Genomic DNA, 20,016 nt, shown 5'->3' on the forward strand with positions numbered 1-20,016 from the left:
CCGATGAGAAAACCGTATGGCTGGCCGCCGTTACAGCCCTGACCACCGACAACAGCGGAGCGGCAGCCTGCTGAGCAGGTTTCTTGTTGGTAACCTGGCGGGATCATGGAGCAGCGCTATGTCGGCCACAGCGGACTGTCGGTGTCCAGGCTGGGGCTCGGCACGATGACCTGGGGGCGTGACACCGACACGGACGAGGCGGCCGCCCAGCTCCGCACGTTCCTCGACGCGGGCGGCAACCTCGTCGACACGGCCGACGTCTACACCGGCGGTGACTCCGAGCGGCTGCTGGGGCGCATGCTGCGCGACTCGGTGCCGCGCTCCGAGCTGGTGATCTCCACCAAGGCCGTGGTCACCCCCACGGGCCGGCGGCCCCGCGACGCCTCACGGCGCCACCTGATCGCCGCCGTCGACGACTCGCTCAACCGGCTCGGGCTCGACTACGTCGACCTCTGGCAGCTGCACACCTACGACGCCGAGGTGCCGCTGGAGGAGACGCTGGCCGCGCTCGACGCGATCGTCTCCTCCGGCCGCGCCGTCTACGCCGGCGTCTGCGACTACGCCGGCTGGCAACTGGCCGCCGCCGCGATCACCCAGAAGATGGTTCCCGGCCGCATCCCGATCACCTCGGCGCAGGCCGAATACTCGCTGCTGGCCCGCGAGCCCGAGCGCGAGCTGCTGCCCGCCGCCACCCACCTCGGCGTGGGCATGCTGGCCTGGTCGCCGCTGGGCCGGGGGGTGCTGACGGGCAAATACCGCGCCGGCGTCCCTGGCGACTCGCGCGCCGCCACCCCGCACTTCGCCGACTTCGTCCGCCCTTATCTCGACGAGCGCAGCCGGCGCGTGGTCGAATCGGTCACGACCGCCGCCGACGGGCTCGGCGTCTCGCCCCTGGCGGTGGCGCTGTCTTGGGTGCGCGACCAGCCAGGCGTCGCCTCCGCCATCGTCGGAGCGCGTACGCACGCGCAGCTCAAGGGCATCCTGCCGGCCGAAGACGTGGTGCTGCCCATAGAGATCCGAGAGGCCCTCGATGACGTGTCGTCACTCGACTGACCGGGAACGAGAGACTCTCTCGTGTATCACTAGTCGATACCGAATCGCAACTTTACCCGGAAAACGCCTGCGTCCCACCGGGGATGTCCATCAGGATTTCTCCCTGAGGCAACGCAGGAGGGGACGGATGGGGAGCAGGACCGCGATCTCGGCTGGAGTTCTCGCGGTGGCGTTGGGAGCCGTTCCGGTGGCGGCACCGGCCGCGGCGGCCGCCACCCAGGACTGCACGCGGGGCGGCGGCCTGCTCTCAGGGGTGACCAACACGTTGTGCGACGTCGTCGGTGCGGTCACCGGCACGGTCGACACCCTGACAGGCGGGGCCACCGGCAAGGTGACCGACGGCCTCGACAAGACCACCGACGAGGTGCTCGGCAGGGTGGGCAGGGTCGTGCCGACCACCAAGCCCAAGACGGCCAGGACGGGCGAGCCGTCCCCGTCGCCGTCGCCCAGGACGACGGAGCAGGAGCGGGAGTCCCCCGAGGGCGAGTGCCTGCCGGAGCCCTCCTGCGCGGACGGCGAGGTCTACGGCACGCTGTCGCCGCCCACGTCCCCGGCCAGGCGCCCGGCGCGGCCGCGCGCGGGCCAGAAGGACTCCTCGTCCGTGCCCGGCACGTCGAGGACGCGCAGGCCGGAGAGCCGGCCGCAGCTCATGGACACGCGCCGGCCGCTGGCCGACAAGAAGCGGGCCGACCCGGAGGAGCCGCGGGTCGACCTGCTGTGGCCCAACCCGTTCGCGCACGAGCTGACCGTGCCGATGCAGCAGCAGCGGGTCGTGCGGCCCAGCCCGCCCGCCTCCGACGTGCTGGGCACGGCGCTGACCATCGCGCTCCTGGGGTCGGCGGTGCTCGCCGCCCGCATCGTCCAGCAGCGCCGCAGCCGCAGCGAACCCACCGAGTCGATCCCCTTCGAGCCGGCCCGCGCCGGCAACGGCCGCCACCGCCTGGCCTGACCACCACCGCCCGGCATCGGTCGAACCTGGAACCGGGCATCGCTGCGACCGCCTGGCCTGACCGCCACCGCCGGCCCCGGCACCGCAGGCATCCAGCGCGGCCGCCTGGCCCGAGTGATGCCGCCAGGCGTGAGCACCGGGATCGGCCGCGACCGCCTCGGCGCCGGCGACGGCCGCCGCCGCGTCGGAGCGCCGGTGACGTCCGCCGCCGTCTCGTCCGAGCCCCGGCGGACGGCGTTTCAGCCGCCGATGGCGTGGACGCCGCCGTCCACGTGGACGATCTCGCCCGTCGTCGCCGGGAACCAGTCGGACATGAGTGCCACGCACGCCCTGGCCGCCGGGACCGTGTCGGACAGGTCCCAGCCCAGCGGGGCCTTCTCCGGCCAGCTGTCCTCGAACTCCTTGAAGCCCGGGATCGACTTGGCGGCCATCGTGCGCAGCGGACCGGCCGCCACCAGGTTGACGCGGATGTTCTGCTTGCCCAGGTCGCGGGCGAGGTAGCGGTTGCAGGACTCGAGGCCCGCCTTGGCCACGCCCATCCAGTCGTAGACCGGCCACGCCTTGGAGGCGTCGAAGTCGAGGCCGACGACGGCCCCGCCCTCCTTCATGAGCGGCAGGCAGGCGACCGCCAGCGACTTGAAGGAGTAGGTCGACACCTGCAGAGCGGTCGCGACGTCGTCCCACGAGGTGTTGAGGAAGTTGCCGCCCAGCGCGCTCTGCGGGGCGAAGCCGATCGAGTGGACCACGCCGTCGAGGCCGTCGACGTGCTCGCCCACCCGGGCCGCGAGCGTGTCGAGGTGCTCGGTGTTCTGGACGTCGAGCTCCAGCACCGGCGCGGGCGACGGCAGCCGCTTGGCGATGCGCTCGACCAGGCTCAGCCGGCCGAACCCGGTGAGCACCACCGTGGCACCCTCCTCCTGGGCCAGCTTGGCCACGGAGAACGCGATCGAGGCATCGGTGAGCACGCCCGTCACGAGGATCCGCTTGCCTTCGAGAATGCCCATGTCAGTGCCCCATTCCAAGTCCGCCGTCGACGGGGATCACGGCCCCGGTGATGTAGGAGGCGTCGTCGCTCGCCACGAAGCGCACGACGCGCGCGATCTCTTCGGGGGCGGCCTGGCGCCCGAGCGGGATGCGCGCCACGATCTGCTCCTGGTCGAGGTCGGCCGTCATGTCGGTGGCGACGAAGCCGGGCGAGACGACGTTGACCGTGATGTTGCGCGAGCCGTATTCGCGGGCCATGGAGCGGGCGAAGCCGATGAGGCCGGCCTTGGAGGCGGCGTAGTTGGCCTGCCCGGCCTGGCCGCTCATGCCGACGACCGAGGAGATGAGGACGATCCGGCCGCGCTTGAGCCGCATCATGGGCCTGATGGCCCGCTTGGCGACGCGGTAGGCACCGGTGAGGTTGGCGTCGATGACGTCGGTGAAGGTCTCCTCCTGCATCATCGCCAGCAAGGTGTCCTTGGTGATGCCGGCGTTGGAGACGACGACCTCGACCGGGCCGTGCTCGGCCTCCACCTTGTCGAAGGCGGCCTCGACGTCGGCCGTGCTGGTGACGTCGCAGCGCACGCCGAACAGGCCCTCGGGCGGCTCCCCTGATCGGTAGGTGACCGCGACGGCGTCGCCTGCCGCGGAGAGTTCACGGGCGATCGCGAGGCCTATGCCGCGATTGCCCCCGGTGACGAGTACAGAGCGTGCCATGGCACCTGACGCTATCTCCTACCGGCGGGTATGCGCTTGTCCGGGTGACACAAGATCGCAGGGTTAGGATCGTGGACATGCGCCAGATCGATCCCGACTTCCTGGAGCTGCCGTTGCGGCAGCTCGCGGACGCCGCCCTGCAACGCGCCCGCGACCTCGGCGCCGAGCACGCCGACTTCCGGCTCGAACGCGTCAGGGCCGAGACGCTGAGCCTCTATGACGCCCGGCTCGAAGGCTCCATGGACGCCGACGACCTGGGCTACGCCGTGCGCGTCGTCAAGGGCGGCACCTGGGGGTTCGCCGCCGGCATCCACCTGACCCCCGAGGCCGCCGCGGTGGTGGCCGAGCAGGCGGTGCGGGTGGCGGAGGTGAGCGCCCCGATCAACAGGGAGCCCATCGAGCTGGCCCCGGAGCCGGTGCACGCCGACACCGTGTGGGTGTCGGCGTACGACGTCGACCCGTTCGAGGTGGCCTCGGCCGACAAGGTGGGCCTGCTGGCCGACTGGTCTGCCGGGCTGCTGAAGGGCGCCGACCACGTCTCGGCGCGGCTGCTGCAGGTCAAGGAGCAGAAGTTCTACGCCGACACGGCCGGCACGGTCACCACCCAGCAGCGGGTGCGGGTGCACCCCAGGCTCAACGCGATGAAGGCGGGCGAGAGCGGGTTCGACGACATGTCGACCATCGCGCCGCCGGTCGGGCGGGGCTACGAATATCTGACGGGCACGGGCTGGGACTGGCAGGACGAGCTGGCCAGGCTGCCCGAGCTGCTGGCGGAGAAGCTGGCCGCGCCCTCGGTCGAGGCCGAGGACTACGACCTGGTGATCGACCCGTCCAACCTGTGGCTGACGATCCACGAGTCGATCGGCCACGCCACCGAGCTCGACCGGGCACTCGGCTACGAGGCGGCCTACGCCGGCACCAGCTTCGCCACGTTCGACCAGCTGGGCGAGCTGGTCTACGGTTCACCGCTGATGAACGTGACCGGCGACCGCACGGTCACGCACGGCCTGGCCACGATCGGCTACGACGATGAGGGCGTGCAGGGGCAGAGCTTCGACATCGTCAGGGACGGCATCCTGGTCGGCTACCAGCTCGACCGGCGGATGGCGCTGATGAAGGGGTTCGGGCGGTCCAACGGCTGCGCGTTCGCCGACTCCCCCGGTCACATGCCGATCCAGCGCATGGCCAACGTGTCGCTCGTGCCGGCCCCCGGTGGGCCGTCCACCGACGAGCTCATCGCGGGCGTCGAGCGGGGCCTCTACATCGTCGGCGACAAGAGCTGGTCGATCGACATGCAACGCTACAACTTCCAGTTCACGGGGCAGCGGGCGTACAGGATCTCGCACGGGAAACTGGCCGGGCAGGTCAGGGACTTCGCCTACCAGGCGACCACGACCGACTTCTGGCAGTCGATGGAGGCCGTGGGCGGGCCGGAGACGTACGTGCTCGGCGGTGCGTTCAACTGCGGCAAGGGCCAGCCGTCGCAGCTCGCGCCGGTCAGCCACGGCTGCCCGGCGGCGCTCTTCAGGGGCGTGCGGATCCTCAACACGGTGCAGGAGGGCGGCAAGTGAACGAGCGCGGCGAGCTGACCGGCGGGCACGGATCCGTGGAAAGCCTCGTCTCCCCCCAGGAGATGGTGGAGAGGGCGCTGGAGCTCTCCCGCAACGACGGCTGCGTGGTGCTGGTGAACGAGGGGTCCACGGCCAACCTGCGCTTCGCGGGCAACACGCTGACCACCAACGGCGTCGCCCGCACGTCGCGGCTGACCGTGATCTCGATCGCGGGGCAGGGCGTCGGGGTGGTGTCGCGGTCCGCCGTACGCGAGGACCAGCTCGCCGGCGTGGTGGCGGCGGCCGACGCGGCGGCCCGCGAGGCCCGGCCCGCCGAGGACGCCGGTGACCTCGTCGCGGGCGTCCCCGCCTCGCCCGACTGGAGCGAGGCGGTACGACCGACCGACATCGGGGTGTTCGGCGGGTTCGCCCCCGCGCTCGGCGACGCGTTCGCCGCCGCGGAGACCGGCGGAGGCAAGCTGTACGGGTTCGCCCAGCACAAGCTGACCACGACGTTCCTCGGCTCGTCCACGGGCCTGCGGCTGCGCCACGACCAGCCGGCCGGGAAGCTCGAGCTCAACGCCAAGTCCGCCGACATGAAGCGTTCGGCGTGGACCGGCGTGTCCACACTCGACTTCACCGACGTCGACGTGGCGGCGCTCGGGTCCACGCTGGCGCAGCGGCTGGAGTGGGCCAAGACGCGGGTCGACCTGCCGGCGGGCCGCTACGAGACGCTGCTGCCGCCGAGCGCGGTGGCCGACCTGATGCTCTACATGTACTGGTCGTCGGGCGCCCGCGACGCGCTCGACGGGCGTTCGGTGTTCGCCAGGCCCGGCGGGGGCACCCGGGTGGGCGAGCAGCTGGCCACGCTGCCCGTCTCGCTGTCGAGCGACCCGGGGGCGCCGGGCATCGGGTGCGCGCCCTTCGTGGCGGCCCACACCTCCGACAGGGACAGCTCGGTCTTCGACAACGGGCTGCCGCTGGGGCCGACCGGCTGGATCACCGACGGCCGACTCGACGCGCTGCTGCAGACCCGCCACTCGGCGGGGCTGAGCGGGCTCCCGGTGACGCCGGGGATCGGCAACCTGATCATGTCGGGTCCCGGCGACGGCAGGTCGCTGGACGAGATGATCGCCTCCACCAGGCGCGGGCTCCTGGTCACGTGCCTGTGGTACATCCGCGAGGTCGACCCCCAGACGCTCCTGCTGACGGGGCTGACCAGAGACGGCGTCTACCTGATCGAGCACGGCGAGATCGTGGGCGAGGTGAACAACTTCCGCTTCAACGAGAGCCCGGTCGACCTCCTGGCGCGGCTGTCGGAGGTGGGCGCGAGCGAGCGCACGCTGCCGAGGGAGTGGGGCGACTACTTCCAGAACACGGTCATGCCGCCGGTGCGGGTGCCCGACTTCAACATGTCCACGGTGAGCCAGGCGAGCTGACCCGGCCGCCGTCTGCCGTCCGTCCGCCGTCTGCCGTCCGTCCGTCCGTCGTCGGTCTGTCCGTCCGCTGCGGGGGCGGGCGGACTCAGCGGGGGCCCAGCAGGGCGCCCAGGGCGTGGCTGAGCGACTCGCCGAGCGTCTTCGCGCACGTGTCGTAGCCCTCGGGCGGGCCTCCGTAGGGGTCGAGCACGTCGGGCGCCGGCTGCCGGCCGCGCCGCCCGGCGGCCGACTCGACGATCGCCCGCGCGCGCTCCGCGGTGTCGGACCGGTAGCGGCGCTGCCCCGTGCCCGCCGCGAGCGCGGCGAACTCGGGCAGCGTGAACGTCTTGCGCGCGGCGGCCGGGTCGAGCCCGACCGCGACGGCGGCGTGCCCGGCCTCCATCGTCAGCAGCAGGTCGGCCGACCTGACCAGGTCGGGGTCGAGCTGCCTGGCCCGGTGCGCCCGGCCGTCGAGGCCAAGCCGGGCGAGCGTGGCGAGCGCGTGCGGCGCCATCGGATGGCCTGTCAGCGCGTGCACCCCCGCGCTCCCCGTGGCGGCGGGCAGGCCCGTGCCGGCGAGCATCGCCCTGGTGATCACCTCCGCCATGGCGGAACGGCAGATGTTCGCCGTGCACACGAGCAGGATGCGGAACTCACCGTTCACGTGGGCCAATCTAGCCGGTGGCGCCCGGCGCTCAGGCGTCTTCCAGGCGGAAGCCCACCTTCATGCCGACCTGGAAGTGCGCGACCTCGCCGGCGTCGAGGTGGCCACGGATTTCCGTCACCTCGAACCAGTCGAGGTGGCGCAGCGTCTGTGAGGCCCTCCTGAGGCCGTTGCGGATCGCCTCGTCGACGCTCTCCCCCGAGGTGCCGACGATCTCGGTGACCCGGTACGTACGGTCCGTCATCTCCCGTCCTCCTTACTCGAAGGCCATGATCGCATGACCTGCCTCCACGTCCGGGGGCGCCGTCGCGCCCTGCTCATCCGAGGTCTACCGTGGAGGGTATGAAGGGGTGGCGCAAGAAGCCGGACGTTCACGCCGTCACAGACGCCAGGCCGTCGCTGACCGCGGACATTCGCAAACGTGAGATCAGCTACCTCATCAAGATGGGCATCCGGACGATCTGCCTGATCCTGGCGGTCGTGGTGCCGCTTCCGTGGCCGTACAGGCTGCTGTTCATCGCCGGCGCGGTCTTTTTGCCATACATAGCCGTAATCGGGGCCAATGAGAGGGGCCAGGCTGCCCCGCCTCCTACCTTTCAGTCGCCGGAGGCTAACCAAACCGAGATACCGCTGCATCGACGCGAGATCGGGTCGTGACTAAGTCTTGACGCATCCCATGGGTTGTAGGTGTACGCTTTAGCCAAGCGCTCCGGTCCCCCGTCGGAGTGCTGGTGCCGGCGTTCCGGGCCCCCGTCGGAACGCCGATGAAGCGACGCCGGGTGGTTTGCCCCCGTAACCACCCGGCGTCGCCCCTTTCCGGAAGTTTTTGATCAGTGCGACGCCGCCGGGCGAGTCGGGTAGGGCTGCTTTCCCGAAATCGTTTACACCCCTCTGCCCCTCATTTCACAGGGAACTTTCAGGGGGCAGGGGGCTTGACTTCAGCAGTTCGTTCGAGTGTCAGTCGTCGGTCAACGTCTCAGTGGTCGCCTGCGACCAGTTTTTCGCCAATGTGATCAGTTTGGCCACGGCGTCCTCGGGTGCGGTGCCGGCGCCCTGGGCGAGCCCGAGCAGATAGGCGGTCAGGGGCGCGGCCGGCCTGGCGACGCCGTGCGCGACCTCCTTGGTCAGGTCGAGAATCAGGTCACGGTCCACGGTGGCCGGGTCGATGCCGAGTTCCTTGCAGGCCAGGGCGGTCCATTCGTTGAGCACGTTCATACGAGCCTCCTCCAGATCGTCCATTGTGTCGCAGTCGAACCACGGCCGCCCGCGCAGTGCCAGGCGCACGGTCACGAGCGGGCCCAGCAGGCCCTTGAGCGAGCGTCCCCGATAGTCCGCGAGTGCCGCCTTCAGTTCGGCGGCCGGCCAGGCGCCGGCCAGCCACTGCTCGCGCCCGCCCGCGTCCACCAGCACGACCCCGCCCGCCCGCTCGGCGGCCCGGAGCATGGCCGTCACGTGGGCCGCCGTCATGAAGGGCAGGTCACCGGCGAGCAGGACCACCCACGGCGCGGTCACCTCGTTCAGGCCGGCGGCGAGCGCTGGCACGGGGCCGCTGCGCGGGGGATCCTCCCTGACGAACACGACACCCGGGATCGAGCGCTCGGGGCCGGCCACGATCGCCTTCCTGGCGCCCGCGACGGCCGCGACCACGTGCTCGACCAGGGTACGTCCGCCCACGGTCAGGCCGGGCTTGTCCGCCCCGCCCAGCCTGCGCGCCGCTCCCCCGGCCAGGATCACCGCGTCGAAATCCACACCCTCACCCCCGGCTCCGTCCACCGCGCACCTCACCACATCCTCCGCCCGCACGACGCGGGCCCACTCCTAAGGCGGCCCCAGGAGCGCGGGCACATGTCCCTCATGCAGCGTTGCCGCGGTCCGGTCGGCTGGATGCCGTGTCACGTGGCTCCACCCTTCCGGGACGGCCGGACGCCCTGGCCCTGATGGCTCGCCTTCCGGGCAGCCAGATGCCCCGGCACGACGCCTCGCCTGCCGGGCGGCCAGAAACCCCGGCGCGACGGCCCGCCTTCCATGGCGCCGGATGCCCTGGCGCGGGGGTTGGCGTTCCGGGCGGGCGGATGCCCTGGCGCGGCGGGTCGCGTTCTGGCATCCGTGGCCACCCCGTTACCGGTCGCGCCGCCGGGGGCTAGCCGCCGATGGCGGACATGGGGCGGGCGGGCTGGAGGAAGGACGGGTCGTCGATGCCGTGCCCGGCGCGCTTGCGCGCGACGGCCGCCATCCACCTCTCGGCCAGTTCGTCGTCGGACGCGCCCGCGCGCATGGGGGTCTTGAGGTCGGACTCCTCGGTGGCGAACAGGCAGTTGCGCACCTGGCCGTCGGCGGTGAGCCGGACCCGGTCGCAGGAGCCGCAGAACGGGCGCGTCACCGAGCCGATCACGCCCACCCGCGCCGGCCCGCCGTTCACGAGGAACCGTTCGGCGGGGGCGCTGCCGCGCTCCTCCAGGTCGTCGGCCGTCAGGTCGAACGAGGCGGACAGCAGGTCGAGGATCTCGTCGGCGGTGACCATGCCCTCGCGGCTCCAGCCGTGCTGGGCGTCGAGCGGCATCTGCTCGATGAAGCGCAGTTCGTAGCCCTGGTCGAGGCACCAGCGCAGCAGCGGCACCGCCTCGTGGTCGTTGACGCCGCGCATGAGGACCGCGTTGACCTTGACGGGTCGCAGGCCCGCCTCGTCGGCCGCGGCCAGCCCGGCGATCACGTCGGCGTGCCGGTCACGGTGCGCGAGCCGCTTGAACGTGCCCGGGTCGAGCGTGTCGAGCGAGATGTTGACCCGGTCGAGCCCGGCGTCGGCCAGCGCGCCGGCCAGGCGGGCCAGGCCGATGCCGTTGGTGGTGAGCGACACCTGCGGCCTGGGGGTGAGCGCGGTGGTGCGTGCGACGACGTCGGCCAGCTCGCGCCTGAGCAGAGGCTCGCCGCCGGTGTAGCGCACCTCGGTGATGCCCAGCCGCTCTACGCCGATCGTCACCAGGCGGACGATCTCGTCGGCGGTGAGCAGCTGCGGGTTGGGGAGCCAGTCGAGCCCTTCAGGCGGCATGCAGTAGGTGCAGCGCAGGTTGCACTTGTCCGTGAGGGACACCCGCAGATCCGTCGCCACCCGTCCGAACGAGTCTCGCAACATGGGGCCGTCACCTCCTGTTCGTTCGCCAGGGGACCAGACTATGACGCATGCCAGGAGGCGCTTGCCATCGCCCCTCCTTGCCAGGACAACACATCTCCATCTTGATCGATTCCTCCCGGGTACGCGAACCGGGCCCCGCCTCAGCCGGCGAGGGCGGCGTCGTCCGCCGCGGTGTCCTCATCCGTCCAGGCGTCCTCCGGCGGGTGGGCCAGGTGCCAGCGCACCGACGCGGCGACGTGCGCGGCCGGGTCGCCCGGCGCCCAGCCGAGCAGTGTCCGGGCCCGGGCCACGGACACCACCAGGTGCTGGGCGGGCGCACCCGACAGCGCCAGGTCGGGCGGGATGCGGTCGTCCGGCACCCGTTCCAGCCGGGCCCGCGAGCCGGCGGCGCCGAGGATCTGCTCGAACCAGGCGCCCATCGTCACCGTGGCCGTCTCCCCCAGGTTGACGGCCAGGCCGTCGGCGGAGCGGTGGTCGAGGGCCGACAGGACGCCGGTCGCCAGGTCGTCGACGTACCCCTTGGTCCAGAGCAGGTTGGCGGCGCCGACCGGGATGCGTTCGCGGCCGGCGCGGACGCGGCGCAGGATCGGCTCCTCCCTGCGCTGCCAGTCGTGCGGGCCGTAGATCAGCGGCAGCCGCAGGACGACGGCGCCGCGCGCCAGCCACCGCTCCTCCACGTCGAGCTTCTCGTAGTCGTCGGGCACGCCGGGGAAGCCTTTGCCGCGGTGGGGGTGGCGTTCGCGGCGCAACGCGGAATCCTCGCTGATCGGTACGGGGGCCAGGCAGCGTCCCGTCTGCAGGCCCGCGAACGCTTCGTACACGTCCTGGCTGGACAGCACCACTGTGGGCACGTGCGGCAGCAGCGGCAGGACGGCGTCCACGTCGGCGCCGGTGAGCGCGTGGGTGTCGACCACGGCCTGCGGCGCGAAGTCCTTGATCCGGGTGGCGTGACGCGCCAGGTCGTGACGGTCGGTGTGCAGGTGGACGCCCGGCACGCCGGGTGCGGAACGGTCGGACCCACGGTGCACGAGGAGGAGTTGGTCGCCGCGGGCCGCGAGGCGTTCGGCTATGCGGCGCCCGAGGAACCACGTGCCGCCCAGCATCAGGACTCTCATGCCCCCACCCTGCCCCATCCGGGACCCCGTGGGGCGGGCTAGGGCGTGCCCGCGTGCCAGGTCTCGCGGGCGCGCATCAGCTCGGCCAGGTGTTTCCTGGACCATTCGCAGCCGGCGTTCATCGGCTCGAGGAGGCTGCGGCCGAGGGCGGTCAGCTCGTACTGGACGCGCGGCGGGATCTCGTCGTATGCGGTCCTGGTGAGCAGGCCGTCGCGTTCCATGGCGCGCAGGGACTCGGTGAGCACCTTGGGGGTGATGCCGCGCAGCGGCCGCTGGAGCTCGGTGAAGCGCCGCGGGCCCGCTTCGAGGCAGCGGATGATCTTCGCGGTCCACTTGTCGCCGACGCGGATGGGCGCGGCGGTCGGAGGACATCCGCGGAACATGTCCGGATCGAGAGGCTCGGCCATGCCCGTCATCGTAGGTAACTATCGTTGCGGAAAGCGACGTCCCGCCCTCTACCGTCGGCGTGGGCGGCCGGGGAGTCCGGCCGCCGGGAGAACGGAGCGTGGACGATGAGCAGGATCGTGGTGTTCGGCGCCGGGGGACGGGCCGGGACGCGGGTGGCGGCGGAGGCGGCAGGGCGCGGGCATGAGGTGACGGCCGTGGTACGGGATCCCGCGAAATATCCGAATCTGTCGAGTGAGAGCGTACGGGTGGTCGCCGGGGACGTCACCGACGCCGACCGGGTGGCGGCGGTGGCGGCGGGTCATGACGTGGCCATCCAGGTCACGGCCCGGCTGGACATGCCGTCGGAGGAGTTCTTCACGGCGGCCTCGCACGCGCTCGTGGACGGGCTGTCGCGGGCCGAGGTGTCCCGCCTGGTGGCGCTGGGCATCGGCAGCCTGCTGGAGGTCTCACCCGGGGTCCGGCTCATGGACACGCCCGGCTTCCCCGCGGACGCCCGAGCGTTCTCGCTGGGACACGCGGCGCAACTGGGGGTGTTCGAGAAGTCGGCGCTGGACTGGGTGGTGCTGGCGCCGCCGCCGGTCTTCCTGGACGATCAGGCGGCCAGGACGGGCCGTCACCGGATCGGAGGCGGGCAGGTGCCAGCGTCCGGCGAGGGCGATCCCGTGCTCTCGTACGCCGACCTCGCGGCGGCCCTGGTGGACGAGGCAGAGACGCCCCGGCACCACCGCGTCCAGGTGGCCGTGTCGTACTGAGGCCGCCCGGGGCGGCGCGGCGGGTGGGCGCACATGCCGGACGCCCGGCCTGGTGAGGCCGGGCGTCCGAGGTGTGACTAGTGGCGGTGGCGGTGGCCGATGACCCGGACCCAGTCCGTGCCCTCGGCGCCGTCCAGCCACCTGGCGCCCTTGTAGATCGCGCGCCAGGTGCCCGACGTGCGAGCCGGCACCTTCGTGTGGAAGTAGCCGCTGCGGCTGGTCCTGATCGTGTCGACGTATTCCCACTTGCCGCTGCCCGCCGGCTGGAAGAGGATCACGATCCGCTTCCAGGCCAGACGGTGCCAGCGCTCGGAGCGCTTGCAGTGGTCGGCGTGGTGCACCGACACGAAACCGCTGATGTAGTCCTTGTCGCACTCGACGGAGAGCTTGCCCTCAAGGGTGATGGGCCGGCCCCGCCAGGCGGGCTCCGGGTTCGCGTCGAACTGCAGGCTCGTGTGCCCGCCCGCGGCCGGGTCGATGCCCGGGTCGGCGAGCGCGGGCGAGGCGGCGGTGGCCACCATCGTCGCGCCCAGGGCGGCGGCCGCCAGGCCGGCGGCGAGACGTCGCATCTTCAAAATTGGAATTCCTTCCCCGTCTGAAACGCACCCCGGGACGGGGCACGTCACTGGCCAATGACGCGTAAGGGTAAAGAAAAGTTGCGACGCAGTTGATCACGATTCTGCATCAGCGGTTTAGGCCACGCGCTGAATTAATTATGTTTGCTGCACTATTGCGCGATTTGTCGGGATTTAGAGACGTCTGCGGCGTAGTGTCCTGTTCCGGGATAGCGGACGCGCCAGAATCCCCCGGTACGGCCCGAGACCGTCGTGGCGAACGAACCGGCGGCGTCCGTACGCACCTCCCCGATGCGCTCCCAGGCCGAGGATTCATCGGCACGCCAGAGAACCTCCAGCGTCTGCTTGGCGAACGGCCCGTAATCGGTGAGACCGCGCGGATCGACCCTGGTCAGCGAACCCCGCAGCCGTACCTTTCCGCCCGCCGTCCCGTCCACCCGCACGGAGGCGAGCTTCGTGTCACGCCTGAACTGGAACGACTCGTATTCGGTGACCGTCGCGCCGCCCGGACCCGTCGCGGTGGCGGCGATCGTCCAGGTGCCCGTGGGGTAATAGCGGTTCAGCCTCTTGTCGGGCAGGAAACGCCAGGTCTCCCAGCCCTCGGCCGCCGCTGCCTGTGTGGCGGGCGAACCCACCCGCCACGCCATCATCGGCGGGAGGTCCGCGGCGGGCTCGCCACCGGTGGCGAGCCGCGGGGCCGCGGAGACCTTCGGCGACGGGCTCCGGGACGGCGTGGGCGTCGCCGTCGGCTTGTCTAGGGCCGGGGTTTTCGAGCTGAGCGCCGGGGCCGGCGGGGAGCCGGGCTCGACCTTGACGGCGACGCCGTGCTTACCCCGTGTCCCCCGGGCGACCACGTCGATCACCAGGCGGACGGAGCCTTTCGGCCCGACGACGGGCTCCGCTGGACGTACGGTGATGGATCGGATGGCGAGCTCGGTCGCGGCGGAGATCGCGGGCGCGGGCGCCGTGAGCGACCCCGCCGTGAGCGATCCCGCCGCGAGCGAGACGAGAAGAAGGCTTCTGGTCATGAGCGAGACGGTAGGAACCCGCCGGTCATGACCAGGACCACAACACACGCCCCGAATGGCAAAACCGCTCGGAGCGGCCTGTCCCCCGGGCACGCGCCTCGCGGGTGCGTGCCCCCGCCCGCCCGCTCAGCGGGGTCCGGTGTAGAGCCCTTCGATGACGTCGGCGTACTTCTGGTGCACGACGCGCCGCTTGAGCTTGAGGCTCGGGGTGAGCTCCTCGGTCTCGGCGGTCCACTCGACCCCGAGCAGGGCCCACTTCTTCACCTGCTGCACCCGCGCGAGCTTGGCGTTGGCGGCCTCGACCGCGGCCCCCACCTCCTTGAGCACCTCGGGGTGCTCGGCCAGCTCGGCGAGCGAGGAGAACGTGACGCCGCGCGCCCGCGCCCAGCCCGGCGCGACCTCGCCGTCGAGGGTCAGCACCGCCACCGGGTGCGGGCGGTTGTCGCCGTAGGCGAGGGCCTGGCCGATGAGCGCGTGCTCCTTGAGATGGTTCTCGATCTCGGCCGGGGAGATGTTCTCGCCGCCCGCGGTGATGATCAGCTCCTTCTTGCGGTCGACGACCCGGTAGAAGCCGTCGTCGTCGACCGTGCCGATGTCGCCCGTGTGCAGCCAGCCGTCGGCGTCGACGAGCTCGGCGGTGGCCTGCGGGCGGTTGAGGTAGCCGCGGGTGTTGAGCGGGCTGCGGGTGAGGATCTCGCCGTCCTCGGCGATGCGGATCTCGACGCCGGGCTCGGCCCTGCCGACGCTGCCCAGGCGGTAGCAGTCGGGGCTGTTGCCGGTGAACGCGCCGGTCGTCTCCGTCATGCCGTACACGTCGATGACCTTGAGCCCGAGCCCGGCGTAGAAGCGCTGCACCTCGGCGGGCAGGGGCGCGGCGCCGGTGGCGGTCCACTCGGCACGGTCGAACCCGATCATGCCGCGGATGACCGACAGGAGGGAGGCGTCGGCCTGGTCGTAGGCGGACTGGATCTCGGGGGTGACGGTGCGGCCGTACTGGCCGGCCTCGATGTACGCGACGCCGGCCCTCATGGCCGCGCGTACGGCCGCCTGCCGCTCCTCCGGCTGGGTGGCGAGCACGGCCGACAAGCGGGCCATCATCTTCTCCCACACCCGGGGCACCCCGAAGAACATCATCGGCCTGACCTGCCCCAGCGTGCCGCCCAGGTTGGCCAGGTCGGTGCAGAAGTAGACGTGGGAGGCCTTGACCAGCGGCAGGTAGAGGCTGAGCACCCGCTCGGCGATGTGCGCGTAGGTCAGATAGGAGATCTGCGTGCCCTCGGTGGGCAGCGAGGCGAGGCGGTCGGTGGAGGCGACCTCGTAGAAGATGTTCGTGTGCGTCAGGGGCACGCCCTTGGGCATGCCGGTGGTGCCGGAGGTGTACAGGACGGTGGCCACGTCGTCGGGGGTGACCGCGCGCCAGCGCGTCTCGGTCTCACCGGGGTCGGCGGCCAGGCGTTCGCGGCCGAGCCGGAGGAAGTCCGTCCACGCCAGGAAACGCTCGCCGTCGGGCGCCCCCTCCAGCATGATGATCGTGCGCAGGCCGTCGAGCCGGTCGAGCACCGGCTGCCAGCGGGCGAGTTCGGCCGGCCCGCCGAGCACCGCGCATTTCGCCCCCACGTCGCCGGCCACGAACGCGATCTGGTCGGGCGCGAACGTCGAGTAGACCGTGCAGCCGGCGCCGCCCGCGTGCACCACGCCCAGGTCGGCGAGCACGTGCTCGCTGCGGTTGACCATCATGAGCGCCACGGTGTCGCCCGCCTGGAGCCCGAGCGCGGCGAATCCGGCGGCGATCTCCAGGATCCGCCGCCTGGCCTGCGCGTAGGTCAGCGTGCGCCAGCCGTCGCCGTCGGGGTCGGAGTAGGCGGGTGCGTCGGGGTGCTGCTCGGCGGCCTGAGCGAGCTGCCGGCAGACGGTCATGCCGGCGATCTGCCGCTGGATCTCCGCCCGCACGTCGAGGACTTCGGCCATGGCGCGCGCCTCCCGTCAGTATTCACTTGCATGAATGGCATGCATCGCACCACACCCCGGGGGTGGCGGCAAGAGCTCGCGGGGAAACACCCGCGTCCCTCACCTGGAGCGATATTTCGTTTACGTTCGGTGCCGTGGGAGGGGGCGGCGCATGACCGACGGCGGCAGGACGTTCTTCGGGCACCCGTGGGGCCTGGCCACGCTGTTCGGCACCGAGATGTGGGAGCGGTTCAGCTGGTACGGCCTGCGCGCGATCCTGGCCACGTTCCTGGCCGCCTCGCCCGCCCACCAGGGCCTCGGCATGTCGGACGTGACCGCCCAGGCGGTCGTGGGCGTCTACGGGGCGCTCATCTACCTGGTGGCCCTGCCCGGCGGGTGGATCGCCGACCGCATCCTCGGTGCGCGCAGGTCGGTGTTCTGGGGCGGGTTCGTCATCATGCTGGGGCACATCAGCATGGCGATCCCGGTGACGTCGGCCTTCTTCGTCTGGCTCGGCCTGCTGCTCATCATCTCCGGCACCGGCCTGCTCAAGCCCAACATCTCCGTCATGGTCGGCCGCCTCTACGCCGACAGCGACGACGCGCGCCGCGACGCGGCGTTCTCGCTGTTCTACTTCGGCATCAACCTGGGCGCCTTCTTCGCGCCGATCGTCGTCGGCTGGCTGGCCGCGGGCGACCGCTGGCACCTGGGCTTCAGCGCCGCCGCGGTCGGCATGGCGTTCGGCCTGGTCCAGTACGTCTGGGGCGGCAGGGCCCTCAGGGGCGTGGGCGAGCGGCCGGGCCTGCGCCTGTCGCCGCGGGAGCGCCGGAAATTCGGCCGCCTGATCGCCCTGGCGGCGGGCGCGACGGCGGGCCTGCTGGTCGTGTGGGCGGCGACCGGCACCTTCACGGTCGACCGGCTCACCCTGGTGGTCACGGTGATCATCCTGCTCGTGCCCGTCGCGTACTTCGGCTACATCCTGCTGGGCAGCCACAATCTCACGCAGGACGAGCGGATCCGGATGAAGGCCTACATCTGGCTGTTCGTGGCCGCGTCCATCTTCTGGATGATCTTCGATCTGGCGCCCAGCAAGCTGCTCTTCTTCGCCCAGGACCACACCGAGCTGTCGCTGTTCGGGATCGCGATCCAGCCGGCCACGACGCAGTCGTTCAACCCCCTCTTCATCATGATCTTCGCGCCGGTGTTCGCGGCGTTGTGGCTGCGGGTGGGCACGCGGGTGAGCACGCCGCAGAAGTTCGGCTTCGCGCTGGTCATGGTGGGGGCGAGCTTCGTGGTCATGGCGGTCGCTGCGGCGCTGGCCGGGGCGGGCAGGGTGTCGGTGTGGTGGCTGGTTCTGGTCTACCTGATCCAGGTGTTCGGCGAGCTGTCGCTGAGCCCGGTCGGGCTGTCGGTGACGGCGAAGCTGGCGCCGGAGGCGTTCAAGGGGCAGATGCTCGGCGTCTGGTTCATCGCGGTGTCGGTGGGCGACGCGGTCGGCGGGCAGACGGGGCGGCTCACCGCCGTGCTGACGGACCCGATGTACTACCTGGTGCTGGCGCTGGCGGCGATGGCGGCGGGGCTCGCGCTGTTCATGTTCACCCGGCGGCTGCGGGTGATGATGGCCGAGCATCATGAGCCCGCCATGCGGTAGACATTCCCAACGTGTCCGAGATTCTCGACCTGGCAGGCATCTTCGTCTTCGCGCTGACGGGGGCGTTGATGGGGGTGCGCAAGCGGCTCGACGTGGTCGGGATGGCGATGCTCGCCGAGATCACCGCCCTGGGCGGGGGCGTCGTACGCGACCTGATCCTCAACGTCCGGCCCGCCGCCTTCCAGAGCGTCGGCTACGTGCTGGTGCCGCTGGTGGCTACGGTGATCGTCTTCTACTGGCATCCGCACGTCACGAAGGTGATGCCGGTCATCCTGGTGCTCGACGCGGCGGGGCTGGGCCTGTTCTGCGCCGTCGGCACGGCCAAGGCCATGGAGTACGGTCTCAGCCCTCTGCACGCCACCGTGCTGGGGATCACCACGGCCGTGGGCGGCGGCATGCTGCGCGACGTGCTGGCCGGGGAGATCCCGACGCTGCTCTACGACCGCCAGCTCTACGCCGTGCCCGCCCTGGTGGGGTCGGCGACGATGGCGGCGCTGTCCTCCTACGGCCTGCACGGCTGGCCCGCGACGCTGGCGGCGGCCGTGCTGGCGTTCGGGCTGCGCATCGTGGCGATGCGCCGCAGGTGGCAGGCGCCGCTGGCCCGGGGGGCCGGCGAGTGAGCGCCCCTCACACCATCGCGATGAGGGACTCGGGCGGGCGGGAGCCGCCGGCGGCGCCGTGGTCGCGGGCGGCGCGGATCCGGACGAGCGCGTCCTCCAGGATGCGGGGCGGCTGCGTGTACGGCAGCCGCAGGTAACCCTCGTGCGTCCCCTCCAGGCCGAACCAGGGGCCGGGCGCGAGGCGTACGCCGTGGCAGGCCGCCGCCTCGGCGAGCGGGGTGGAGCCGCCCCGGTCGAGGCGCACCCAGAGCGTGCCCCCGCCGCGCGGCACGGTGAACGTCCACTCCGGCAGGTGCTCGCGCAGCCCGGACACCAGCGCGTCGCGGGAGGCGCGCAGCGTGCGGCGGCGCTCGGCCCGCGTCTCCTCCAGCCGGTCGAACAGCCGCGCCACCGCGAGCTGCTCCATCACCGGGCTGGCGATGTCCACCGCCGAACGGTACGTGGCCAGCCGCCGGGCCAGCGCGGCCGTGGCGCGGATCCAGCCGATGCGCAGCCCGCCCCACCACAGCTTCGACGCGGAGCCGATGCTGATCACGCGGCTGTCGGTGTCGAACGAGCCCATCGGCGACGTGCGCGGCACCTCGTCCAGCGCGAGCTCCGACCAGGTCTCGTCCACCAGCAGCAGCGTGTCCACGCGCCGGGCGGCGCCCACGACGGCGGCGCGGGTGGCGTCGTCCATGAGGGCGCCCGTCGGGTTCTGGAAGTCGGGCATGAGGTAGGCGAGACGGCTCGCGGACTGGCGCATGGCGCAGGTCAGCAGGTCGTCCTGCCAGCCTTCGTGCGAGATCCCGACCGGGACGATCCTGGCGCCGCCGCGGCGGGCCGCGTCGATGGCGTGCGGGTACGTCGGCGACTCCACGAGCACCGGGTCGCCCTGGCCGACGAGGAGCCCCATGACGAGCTGGATGGCGTGCTGGGAGCCGGTGGTGACGACGATCTGCTCGGGCCTCGTCGCCAGGCCCCTGGCGGTGTAGGCGGCGGCGATGCGCTCCCTGAGCACCGGCAGGCCCATGGGGTCGTAGCCGATGCCCATGCCGTACCTCGGCAGGTCTTCCAGCGCCTCCGCCATGGCCTCGCGCAGCGCCGTGGGCGCGGGCGGGGCGGCGGTCTGGAGCTGGATCAGGCCGTCGCCGTCGGTGCCGAGCCACGGGTTGTCGGCGGTGGTGGCCGGATCGGGCAGGGCCGTCCAGCTGCCAGAGCCCTGGCGGCTCTCCAGGTAGCCTTGTTCGCGCAGCAGGTCGTAGGCGGCGGTCACGGTGGTGCGGCTGACCTTGAGGGTCTCGGCGAGGTGGCGCTCGGCGGGCATGCGGACCCGCACGGGAAGCCGGCCGTCCATGATCAGAGCCCGCACGCCGCCCGCCAGGGCCCGGTAATACGGCCGCGTGGCGGGGTCGATCTTCAGGAGCCGGGCCGCCTGGGTGGCCGACACATATCGCATAAGGCCACTTTTCGTGA

The 20,016-nt window shown here is 71.7% G+C and carries 20 protein-coding genes; 8 read left to right on the forward strand and 12 right to left on the reverse strand.

What is annotated here, in order from left to right; all coding sequences use genetic code 11:
* The first annotated feature begins 105 nt into the window (after positions 1-105).
* Positions 106-1,053, forward strand: a complete 948-nt coding sequence (locus E1292_RS17975) for an aldo/keto reductase (RefSeq protein WP_132596363.1) — start codon at positions 106-108, stop codon at positions 1,051-1,053.
* 127 nt (positions 1,054-1,180) lie between these two features.
* Positions 1,181-2,002 carry a hypothetical protein gene (locus E1292_RS17980; RefSeq protein ID WP_132596364.1) on the forward strand — a complete coding sequence of 274 codons (822 nt, stop codon included), beginning with the start codon at positions 1,181-1,183 and terminating at the stop codon, positions 2,000-2,002.
* Between the two features lie 239 nt (positions 2,003-2,241).
* On the opposite strand, the gene fabI is transcribed toward E1292_RS17980, so the two are convergent.
* Both fabI and E1292_RS17990 read right to left on the reverse strand, forming a co-directional pair.
* Entirely contained in the window at positions 2,242-3,006 is a 765-nt protein-coding gene (gene fabI, locus E1292_RS17985; protein ID WP_132596365.1) for an enoyl-ACP reductase FabI, read from the reverse strand.
* A 1-nt stretch (position 3,007) separates the two neighbouring features.
* Positions 3,008-3,703: a beta-ketoacyl-ACP reductase gene (locus E1292_RS17990; RefSeq protein ID WP_132596366.1), complete on the reverse strand. Its 696-nt coding sequence runs from the start codon at positions 3,701-3,703 to the stop codon at positions 3,008-3,010.
* 77 nt (positions 3,704-3,780) lie between these two features.
* On the opposite strand from E1292_RS17990, the gene E1292_RS17995 reads away from it, so the two are divergent.
* Together E1292_RS17995 and E1292_RS18000 are read left to right on the forward strand one after the other, a co-directional pair.
* The gene (locus tag E1292_RS17995; RefSeq protein ID WP_132596367.1) at positions 3,781-5,274 is read left to right on the forward strand and encodes a TldD/PmbA family protein; all 1,494 of its coding nucleotides are present in this window, start codon (positions 3,781-3,783) and stop codon (positions 5,272-5,274) included.
* 62 nt (positions 5,275-5,336) lie between these two features.
* Positions 5,337-6,692, forward strand: coding sequence for a metallopeptidase TldD-related protein (locus E1292_RS18000; RefSeq protein ID WP_132596397.1), 1,356 nt, complete (start codon positions 5,337-5,339; stop codon positions 6,690-6,692).
* Between the two features lie 85 nt (positions 6,693-6,777).
* Here the strand turns inward: E1292_RS18000 and E1292_RS18005 are convergent, their stop codons facing one another.
* On the reverse strand, positions 6,778-7,335 hold the full coding sequence (locus tag E1292_RS18005; RefSeq protein ID WP_132596368.1) for an arsenate reductase/protein-tyrosine-phosphatase family protein: 558 nt from the start codon (positions 7,333-7,335) through the stop codon (positions 6,778-6,780).
* A 31-nt stretch (positions 7,336-7,366) separates the two neighbouring features.
* Positions 7,367-7,579 carry a dodecin gene (locus E1292_RS18010; protein ID WP_132516012.1) on the reverse strand — a complete coding sequence of 71 codons (213 nt, stop codon included), beginning with the start codon at positions 7,577-7,579 and terminating at the stop codon, positions 7,367-7,369.
* A 98-nt stretch (positions 7,580-7,677) separates the two neighbouring features.
* On the opposite strand from E1292_RS18010, the gene E1292_RS18015 reads away from it, so the two are divergent.
* A complete protein-coding gene (locus E1292_RS18015) occupies positions 7,678-7,992 on the forward strand; it encodes a DUF3099 domain-containing protein (protein ID WP_132516013.1) in 315 nt (104 codons plus the stop codon).
* Positions 7,993-8,292: 300 nt separating this feature from the next.
* On the opposite strand, the gene E1292_RS18020 is transcribed toward E1292_RS18015, so the two are convergent.
* The 4 genes from E1292_RS18020 to E1292_RS18035 all read right to left on the reverse strand — a co-directional run bounded on the left by E1292_RS18020 (position 8,293) and on the right by E1292_RS18035 (position 11,987).
* Entirely contained in the window at positions 8,293-9,084 is a 792-nt protein-coding gene (locus E1292_RS18020; RefSeq protein ID WP_220446908.1) for an NTP transferase domain-containing protein, read from the reverse strand.
* A 391-nt stretch (positions 9,085-9,475) separates the two neighbouring features.
* Positions 9,476-10,465, reverse strand: a complete 990-nt coding sequence (gene moaA / locus E1292_RS18025; RefSeq protein WP_132596370.1) for a GTP 3',8-cyclase MoaA — start codon at positions 10,463-10,465, stop codon at positions 9,476-9,478.
* Between the two features lie 140 nt (positions 10,466-10,605).
* A complete protein-coding gene (locus tag E1292_RS18030) occupies positions 10,606-11,580 on the reverse strand; it encodes a Rossmann-fold NAD(P)-binding domain-containing protein (protein WP_132596371.1) in 975 nt (324 codons plus the stop codon).
* Between the two features lie 38 nt (positions 11,581-11,618).
* A complete protein-coding gene (locus E1292_RS18035) occupies positions 11,619-11,987 on the reverse strand; it encodes a winged helix-turn-helix transcriptional regulator (RefSeq protein WP_181958248.1) in 369 nt (122 codons plus the stop codon).
* 105 nt (positions 11,988-12,092) lie between these two features.
* Between E1292_RS18035 and E1292_RS18040 the strand changes: the two genes are divergently transcribed.
* Positions 12,093-12,740 carry an NAD(P)-dependent oxidoreductase gene (locus tag E1292_RS18040; protein WP_181958249.1) on the forward strand — a complete coding sequence of 216 codons (648 nt, stop codon included), beginning with the start codon at positions 12,093-12,095 and terminating at the stop codon, positions 12,738-12,740.
* 77 nt (positions 12,741-12,817) lie between these two features.
* On the opposite strand, the gene E1292_RS18045 is transcribed toward E1292_RS18040, so the two are convergent.
* From E1292_RS18045 to E1292_RS18055, 3 genes are all read right to left on the reverse strand, one after another.
* The gene (locus tag E1292_RS18045; protein ID WP_132596372.1) at positions 12,818-13,309 is read right to left on the reverse strand and encodes a hypothetical protein; all 492 of its coding nucleotides are present in this window, start codon (positions 13,307-13,309) and stop codon (positions 12,818-12,820) included.
* A 158-nt stretch (positions 13,310-13,467) separates the two neighbouring features.
* On the reverse strand, positions 13,468-14,343 hold the full coding sequence (locus tag E1292_RS18050; RefSeq protein WP_132596373.1) for a hypothetical protein: 876 nt from the start codon (positions 14,341-14,343) through the stop codon (positions 13,468-13,470).
* Positions 14,344-14,469: 126 nt separating this feature from the next.
* Positions 14,470-16,311: an AMP-dependent synthetase/ligase gene (locus E1292_RS18055; protein WP_132596374.1), complete on the reverse strand. Its 1,842-nt coding sequence runs from the start codon at positions 16,309-16,311 to the stop codon at positions 14,470-14,472.
* A 151-nt stretch (positions 16,312-16,462) separates the two neighbouring features.
* Between E1292_RS18055 and E1292_RS18060 the strand changes: the two genes are divergently transcribed.
* Together E1292_RS18060 and E1292_RS18065 are read left to right on the forward strand one after the other, a co-directional pair.
* Positions 16,463-17,941 carry a peptide MFS transporter gene (locus tag E1292_RS18060; protein ID WP_132596375.1) on the forward strand — a complete coding sequence of 493 codons (1,479 nt, stop codon included), beginning with the start codon at positions 16,463-16,465 and terminating at the stop codon, positions 17,939-17,941.
* Positions 17,942-17,952: 11 nt separating this feature from the next.
* The gene (locus E1292_RS18065; protein ID WP_181958250.1) at positions 17,953-18,561 is read left to right on the forward strand and encodes a trimeric intracellular cation channel family protein; all 609 of its coding nucleotides are present in this window, start codon (positions 17,953-17,955) and stop codon (positions 18,559-18,561) included.
* 7 nt (positions 18,562-18,568) lie between these two features.
* On the opposite strand, the gene yczR is transcribed toward E1292_RS18065, so the two are convergent.
* A complete protein-coding gene (gene yczR, locus E1292_RS18070; protein WP_132596377.1) occupies positions 18,569-19,999 on the reverse strand; it encodes a MocR-like transcription factor YczR in 1,431 nt (476 codons plus the stop codon).
* Between the last annotated feature and the right edge of the window lie 17 nt (positions 20,000-20,016).

This window comes from Nonomuraea deserti (genome assembly GCF_004348685.1).
In the GTDB taxonomy this organism is placed as follows: Bacteria; Actinomycetota; Actinomycetes; order Streptosporangiales; family Streptosporangiaceae; genus Nonomuraea; species Nonomuraea deserti.